The organism is Arthrobacter sp. Y3223164 (assembly GCF_059091005.1).
The window spans coordinates 1-7,435 of record NZ_JBNHGF010000113.1 but is presented as its reverse complement, the minus strand read 5'-3'; the positions used below and the strand labels follow the sequence as shown (position 1 = coordinate 7,435).

The window sequence follows — 7,435 nt, the reverse complement described above, 5'->3', positions numbered from 1 at the left end:
GGCGGCGCTGATCCGGATGCCGCCGGAGCGGCCGCGCACCGCCTCGACCAGTCCGAGCGAGCGCAGCTTCAGCACCGCCTTGCTGACGTGGTTGTACGGGGTGCCGACGCCGTCGGCGACCGCCTGCGTGGTCATCAATTCGCCCTCCGGCGCCGCGGACAGCAGCATCAGTGCACGCAGGCACACATCGGAGAAGGCATTGATACGCATGCCGCCAATTTTAGCCGTCCGGCGCGGCCGGAATTGCCGCCGTTCCGCGCGGCGCCGGTGGATCAGCCCCGGGGAGGCCCGGCTTCTGCGTCGGGTTCCTCATCGGGCCAGACCAGGCGTTCCTGCGGGTCCACGAACGGGTCCGGGTAGCTCCAGGTGCCGTCGTCGTCGTGATGGTAGGGCTGGATGGCCGAGACCGCGATGCCGGCCGAGTGCTCCACGGCAATCTGGATCGCGTCGGCGTCCTCTTCGGGCAGGAAGATGTCGCTGATCACGGCGATGGCGCGGAAATCGGCGCGGTCATGGCGCAGGGTGGCGTACAGGTCCTCGATCATCCCATCCACGTTGACCTCGGCTGCCTCGGCGTCCAGGTCATCGGGGGAGACCACGACGAGCCGCAGGCCGCCGTCGTGCGTGGTGACCAGGGCCGCGGGCAGGAACGCCCCATGCTCGGTCAACTGTTCCTGCGCCACCCCGAGCCCGGTTCCGAACAGCGTGTCGATATCGGCCAGGATCTCCGCGGGGATGCCCTCCCGCCACGAGGCGCTCATGCTGTTTCCCGGACGCGGGCCAGGACGTGCCCGCGGAGGGTGTCGAGCAGGCCGGGGCTGGTCGCCTCGGCGTTCAGCCGCAGGAAGGGTTCGGTGTTGGAGGGGCGCAGGTTGAACCACCAGGTTCCGTCGTCGGCGATCACGGTGGTGCCGTCGAGCCGGTCCACGCTCACGCCGGTGCCCGCGTAGGGGGCCGGGCAGCTAACGGCCGTCGTGTCGGTTCCGGCCGCGGCGGGGTCGAACGCGAGGGCGGGGGCGAAGTCGGCCAGCACGCGGGCGATCGCGGCGTCCTTGTCTTCGACCTGGGAGTTCAGTTCGCCCGTGGCGTGGTAGGGGTCGTATTCGGCGGCAAGCTTGGACAGCGGTGCGTCCTGCTCGCCGAGGGCGGCGAGCACGTGCATGGCGGCGAGCATGCCGGTGTCGGCGTTGTAGAAGTCGCGGAAGTAATAGTGCGCGGAGTGTTCGCCGCCGAACACGGCCTTCTCCTCGGCCATGTGCGCCTTGATGAACGAGTGTCCCACCCGGGTGCGGACCGGGCGTCCGCCGGCGGCGGTGATGGTTTCGGGCACGGCGCGGGAGGTGATCAGGTTGTGGATCACCGCCGGGCTTTCTTCGCCGGCGGCGCGGGCGCGGGCGATTTCGCGCCGGGCGACCAGCGCGGTGATTGCCGAGGGGGAGACCACCGCCCCGGTCTCATCGATCACGAAGCACCGGTCGGCGTCGCCGTCGAAGGCCAGGCCGAGGTCCGCCCCGTGCTCGGTGACGGCGGCCTGCAGGTCCACCAGGTTTTCCGGTTCCAGGGGGTTGGCCGGATGGTTGGGGAACGTGCCGTCCAGCTCGAAATACAGCGGCACGACCTGAAGCGGCAGCGCCGGCAGCAGGGTGTCGCCGAGCACGGCGGGGGTGGTCATCCCGGCCATGCCGTTGCCGGCGTCCACGACTACCTTCAGCGGCCGGATGCCGGCCAGGTCCACCAGGGAGCGCAGGTAGGAGGCGTAACCGGCCAGCACGTTGGTTTCGCTGATGGTCCCGGGTTCGGTGCCGTCGGGGATCCCCGTCTCGAGGTACTTCTGCGCCAGGTCGCGGATGTCGAACATGCCGGTGTCGGAGGAGACCGGCACCGCCCCGGGCTTGGCCATCTTCAGGCCGTTGTACTGCGCAGGGTTGTGGCTGGCGGTGAACACCACCCCGGCGGCGTCCAGGGACCCGCAGGCGTAGTAGAGCTCATCGGTGGAGATCAGCCCCAGCATTTGGATGTTGGCCCCGCGGCCGGCCGCGCCGTGGGCGAACGCGGCGGCGAATTCCGGCGAGGACGGGCGCATGTCGCCGCCCACCAGCACGGTCTGCCCGGCCAGGGACAACACGTCCACGAACGCGGCGCCGGTCGCCTCGACGGTCGCCGCCGTAATGGTTTCGCCCACGATCCCGCGGACGTCGTACGCCTTGAAGGACAGGCCAAGATCTATGCTGCTCACTTCACCAGCTTATAAGGGGCTGCTGTGGAAAAGGGCCAGGTTGTCCTCGGCGGCTGCGATACTGGGCAGCATGGCTGAGCTGATCGACGGGACAACGGACGCGGTGACGACGGGAACGGCGGGGCCCGGGCAGGACGACGGCGGGCTGCGCGGGGAGGCCACCGCGCTGCTGCGTGCCCTGGTGGGCAATGACACGGCCCAGTTCCACGAGGGCCAGTTCGAGGCTGTCGAGGCGTTGGTTTCCGGCGGGCGCCGGGCGCTGGTGGTGCAGCGCACCGGCTGGGGAAAATCGGCGGTCTACTTCGTGGCGAGCCTCCTGCTGCGCCGCCGTGGCGCCGGCCCCACCCTGATCGTCTCGCCCCTGCTCGCGCTCATGCGCGACCAGGTGGCGGCGGCCGAACGCGCGGGGGTGCGGGCCGCGGCGATCAACTCGGCGAACCAGCTGGAATGGGGCCAGGTCCAGGAGCAGTTGGCCGCCAATACCGTGGACGTGCTGCTGGTCTCGCCCGAGCGGCTGAACAATCCGCGGTTCCGCGACGAACAGCTGCCGCAGCTGGTGCAAAGCTCCGGCCTGCTGGTGGTCGACGAGGCGCACTGCATTTCCGACTGGGGCCACGACTTCCGCCCGGACTACCGGCGGATCCGGGACCTGATCGCCCGACTGCCCGAGCGGGTCCCGGTACTGGCCACCACGGCCACCGCCAATTCCCGCGTGGTCCACGACATCGAGGAGCAACTCGGCGTGCATGCCGCCCCCGGGCACGACGGCGGAGTGCTCACCATCCGGGGCCCGCTCGCCCGCGCGTCGCTGCGGCTGGGAGTGCTCCGCCTGGCCAGCCCGCGTGCCCGGCTCGGGTGGCTGCTCACGCACTTGGACGACCTGCCCGGCAGCGGAATCATCTACGCCCTCACGGTTTCCGCCGCCGAGGACACGGCCCGGCTGCTCCGCGAGGCCGGCCACGAGGTGGCCGCCTACACCGGCCGGACCGATCCGGCCGAGCGGGAACAGGCTGAGGCGGCGCTGAAGGAGAACCGGGTCAAGGCGCTGGTGGCGACCAGCGCCCTCGGCATGGGCTTCGACAAACCCGACCTGGGCTTTGTGGTGCACCTGGGTGCGCCGAGTTCCCCGGTGGCCTACTACCAGCAGGTGGGGCGCGCAGGACGCGGAACTCCGAACGCCGACGTGCTGCTCCTGCCGGGTACCGAAGACCGGGACATCTGGGAGTACTTTGCCACGGCGTCGATGCCGAACGAGGGCACGGCAACGGCCGTGCTGCGCGAGCTCTCCGTCCCGGGGACCGTGCTGTCCACCGCGGCGCTGGAGACGCTGGTGAACCTGAAACGGTCCCCGCTGGAACTCTTGCTGAAGGTCCTTTCCGTGGACGGCGCGGTGCGCAAGGTCAGCGGCGGCTGGGAGGGGACCGGCCAGCCCTGGACCTACGACGCGGAGCGCTACGGACGCATTTCGCAGGCCCGGGTGGCCGAGCAGAACGCCATGCTGGACTACGAGAACACCTCCGGCTGCCGGATGGAATTCCTCGCCAGGGCCCTGGACGATCCCGCCGCGGCGCCCTGCGGGCGCTGCGACAACTGCGCAGGACCCTGGTACTCGGACACCATCGCGGCCGAGGCCACCGAAAGCGCCGGCGCCGCCCTGCAACGTGCCGGCGTCGAACTGGAGCCGCGCGCCATGTGGCCCAGCGGCATGAACAAGCTGGGCGTGCCGGTCAAGGGCAAGATCCCGCCGGCGGAGGCCAACGGCAGCGGCCGCGCCCTGGCCCGGCTGACGGACCTGGGCTGGGGCGGAAAGCTGCGCGAAGTCTTCGCGGACGGGGCGCCGGACCGCGAAGTGGACCCGGCCATGCTGAACGCCTGCGTCCAGGTCCTGGCGCAGTGGGGTTGGGCACAACGCCCGGTCGGCATCGTCAGCGTCCCCTCCCGCAGCAGGCCGCTGCTGGTGCAGTCACTGGCCCGCGGCCTGTCCGAGATCGGCCGGCTGCCCTACCTGGGCGAACTCACCGTCCCGCACGGCGGACCCCGCAGCGGCCCCGGCGGCAACAGCGCCTTCCGGTTGGCCGATGTGTGGGACCAGTTCCAGGTCCCCGAGGGCGGTGAAGCCTGGTTGGCGCAAAACCGCGGCCCCGTGCTTCTGGTCGACGACGTCGCCGACAGCCGCTGGACCCTGACCGTGGCCGGACGCGCGCTGCGCCTCGCCGGGGCCGAAGCGGTCCTGCCCTTTGTTTTGGCCCTCAAGGCCTGAGCCCAAGGCGGCCTGGCCGGACGGCCGCCCTGCCTGATACCTAGAGGTGCTATGGTAATACCTTGCAGATCTAGGTATCAGGAGGACCCTTTGCGCATTGACAAGGACCTGGTCGCCGCTTCGGCCACCCCGCTCGTGCTGGGGATATTGTCGGAGGGCGAACTATACGGCTACGCCATCAGCAAGCGCGTCAGCGAACTGTCCGACGGAGGGCTGGAGTGGACGGACGGCATGCTCTACCCGCTGCTGCACCGACTCGAACGGTTCGGGTATGTGTCGTCCTCGTGGGGCATCTCGGAGGCCGGACGGCGGCGCAAACACTACGCCATCACCGCCCAAGGCCGGGAGGTGCTCGCCGAGCGGCAGCAACAGTGGACGGTGGTCGCCGAGACGCTGCGGCGGGTGTGGCAGGCAGTGCCGCCGCCCGCGGCCCCGGTCGAAGGGTGGGCCTGATGGAACCGCATGCCGAGTTGGAAGCACAGATAGACCGGTGGCGCGGGTATGTCCGGCGGCGGCAGGCGATCTCACCCGCGGACCTCGATGAACTCGAGGACCACCTGCGCGGACAAATCGCCGACCGCCAGGCGTCAGGGCTGGACGACGAGGAGGCCTTCCTCGTCGCGATCAAGCGCCTGGGCAATCTGGATGCGATCTCGCATGAGTTCGCCCGCGAGCACTCCGACCGGCTGTGGAAGCAGTTGGTGCTCGTCCCGCAGGACGCCGACTCCGCAGCGCCGCCATGGCGGGAGCTCGCTGTCGTCCTCGCGCTCGCCGTGGGGGCAGGGGTGGCCGTCAAGGCAGGCACCCTGTGGCTCGACGGCGCGGTCCTGGCGCGCAACCTCGGCCTCCTCGTCTTCCCGTTCCTTGCCGCGTACTTCGCCTGGAAACGCCGGTTGACGGTGCCCAAGGCGGCTGCGCTGCTCGTCCCGTTCACCGCGCTGGCCGTGCTGCTCAATGCCTATCCGTTCGCGGCCGCCGGTTCCACCGAGGTGCTCGCCGTGCTGCACGCCCCGGTCGTCCTGTGGCTGCTGGCGGGCGTGGCGTACGTTGGCGGCAGGTGGCGGGAGCACAGCCGGCGCATGGACTTTGTCCGGTTCAGCGGTGAGCTCGCGATCTACTTCACGCTGCTGGCCCTCGGCGGGGCGGTGCTGATCGGGCTCACTTTCGGCGCGCTGCAGGCTGTCGGCGTCGACTTCGAGCCCGCGATGGAGGCCTGGATACTGCCGTTCGCCGTCCCGGGTGCGCTGGTCGTGGCCGCCTGGCTGGTCGAGGCCAAGCAGAACGTCGTCGAGAACATCGCCCCGGTGCTCACCCGCGTCTTCACGCCCCTGACCATCGTGATGCTGCTGGCCCTGCTGGCGGTACTCACGGCGGCAGGCGGCCTGGTGGACGTCGACCGGGGGCTGCTCATCCTGATGAACGCGATCCTCGTGCTCGTCCTGGCCCTGCTGCTGTACGCGATTTCTGCCCGCGACGCGCTGGCGCCGCCGGGCTTGTTCGACGGCCTGCAATTGGTCCTCGTCGCCGCCGCGGTCGCGGTCGACGCGGTCATGCTGACGGCGATGCTGACCCGGATCGCCGAATTCGGTACCAGCGCCAACAAGGTCGCCGCGCTCGGCCTGAACCTGCTGCTGTTGGTGCATCTGGTGTGGGCGGCGTGGCTCACCGTCGGGTTCCTGCGCGGGCGGCGACCCTTCGCGGCGCTGGAGCGCTGGCAGACAGGGTACCTGCCGGTCTATGGCGCCTGGGCCGCCGTCGTCGTCGTGGTATTCCCGCCGGTTTTCGGCTTCGCCTGACCTGCGGGGCCGTAGGTCTGCCGCCACTTCCAACGTAGCGCGCACCGGGGGGCTTGCTGCAAGGCCCCCCTCATGCCCCAAACTGGCCCGGACGTGCGCTGAAGAGGCGCACGAAAAGGCTCGGAGAGGCGGGGTCGTGATGGTGGAGGTCATCGTTGCCGGGGGCGGTCCGTCGGGGATGATGCTTGCCGGTGAACTGGCGCTGGCGGGCGTGGATACGGCGATCGTGGAGCGCCGCCCGACGCCGGAGCTGGTGGGCTCGCGCGCGGGCGGCTTCCACTCGCGGACGATCGAGATCCTCGATCAGCGCGGGATTGCCGACCGGTTCCTGGCCGAGGGCCAGCCCGTCCAGGCGGCGTTTTTCGGGAACACGATGCTGGACGTCAGCGACTTTCCCACCCGCCACCCCTACACGCTCGGGCTGTGGCAGAACCATATTGAGCGGATCCTGGCCGGCTGGATCGAGGAACTGGGTGTGCCGGTCCATCGGGGCCTCGAGGTAACCGGCTTGGTCCAGGACGCCGCCGGTGTCGACGTGCATCTGGCCGACGGCGGGCCGATGCGCGCGCGGTACCTGGTCGGCGCCGACGGCGGACGCAGCGCGGTCCGCAAGGCGGCCGGCATCGGGTTCCCCGGCTGGGATGCCACGAAAAGCAGCCTGATCGCCGAAGTGGAGGTAACCGAGGATACGCCGTCGGGCATGCGCATCGACGAGGTGGGGGTCCACGGGCTGCACCCGATGGAGGACGGGCGAACGGTGCGGGTGGTCGTGACCGAGAAGCAACTGGGGCCGGCGACCGAGCCCACGCTGGCGGACCTCGGCATGGCGCTGTCCGAGGTCTACGGCACCGACTTCGGGATCCACCATCCGACCTGGATCTCGCGCTTCACCGACGCCACGCGGCAGGCCGCGGCCTACCGCAGCGGACGCGTGCTGCTGGCCGGGGACGCCGCGCACATCCATGCTCCTTCGGGCGGGCAGGGGATCGGGCTCGGCATCCAGGACGCCGTGAACCTCGGCTGGAAGCTCGCCCTGGTGGTCCGGGGCAGTGCCCCGGGCAGCCTGCTGGACACCTACCACGCCGAGCGGCACCCCGCCGGAGCCCGCGCGCTCAAGCACACAATGGCGCAGTCGCTGATGCA

Annotated in this window: 7 protein-coding genes; 4 read left to right on the top strand and 3 right to left on the bottom strand. The window is 70.4% G+C overall.

The annotated features are described in order from the left end of the window. The 3 genes from AC5RUJ_RS07940 to AC5RUJ_RS07930 all read right to left on the bottom strand — a co-directional run. Positions 1–210, bottom strand: a 210-nt coding sequence (locus AC5RUJ_RS07940; RefSeq protein ID WP_494155738.1) for an RrF2 family transcriptional regulator, incomplete at its 3' end; no start/stop codon positions are given. A gap of 62 nt (positions 211–272) precedes the next feature. Continuing rightward, a complete protein-coding gene (locus AC5RUJ_RS07935) occupies positions 273–761 on the bottom strand; it encodes a hypothetical protein (protein WP_494128111.1) in 489 nt (162 codons plus the stop codon). Further along, complete coding sequence (locus tag AC5RUJ_RS07930; RefSeq protein ID WP_494128112.1) at positions 758–2,236, bottom strand: phosphohexomutase domain-containing protein; 1,479 nt, start codon at positions 2,234–2,236, stop codon at positions 758–760. Before AC5RUJ_RS07930 ends, AC5RUJ_RS07935 begins: the two co-directional genes overlap by 4 nt. Before the next feature lie 70 nt (positions 2,237–2,306). Between AC5RUJ_RS07930 and AC5RUJ_RS07925 the strand changes: the two genes are divergently transcribed. The 4 genes from AC5RUJ_RS07925 to AC5RUJ_RS07910 form a co-directional block, all read left to right on the top strand. Beyond that, positions 2,307–4,496, top strand: coding sequence for a RecQ family ATP-dependent DNA helicase (locus AC5RUJ_RS07925; protein ID WP_494024334.1), 2,190 nt, complete (start codon positions 2,307–2,309; stop codon positions 4,494–4,496). A 90-nt stretch (positions 4,497–4,586) separates the two neighbouring features. Continuing rightward, a complete protein-coding gene (locus AC5RUJ_RS07920) occupies positions 4,587–4,949 on the top strand; it encodes a PadR family transcriptional regulator (protein WP_494002295.1) in 363 nt (120 codons plus the stop codon). Next, on the top strand, positions 4,949–6,292 hold the full coding sequence (locus AC5RUJ_RS07915) for a permease prefix domain 1-containing protein (RefSeq protein ID WP_494048847.1): 1,344 nt from the start codon (positions 4,949–4,951) through the stop codon (positions 6,290–6,292). The genes AC5RUJ_RS07920 and AC5RUJ_RS07915 overlap by 1 nt, the downstream gene beginning before the upstream one ends. Positions 6,293–6,431: 139 nt before the next feature. Continuing rightward, a partial coding sequence (locus tag AC5RUJ_RS07910; RefSeq protein ID WP_494155737.1) for an FAD-dependent monooxygenase occupies positions 6,432–7,435 on the top strand: 1,004 nt, incomplete at its 3' end.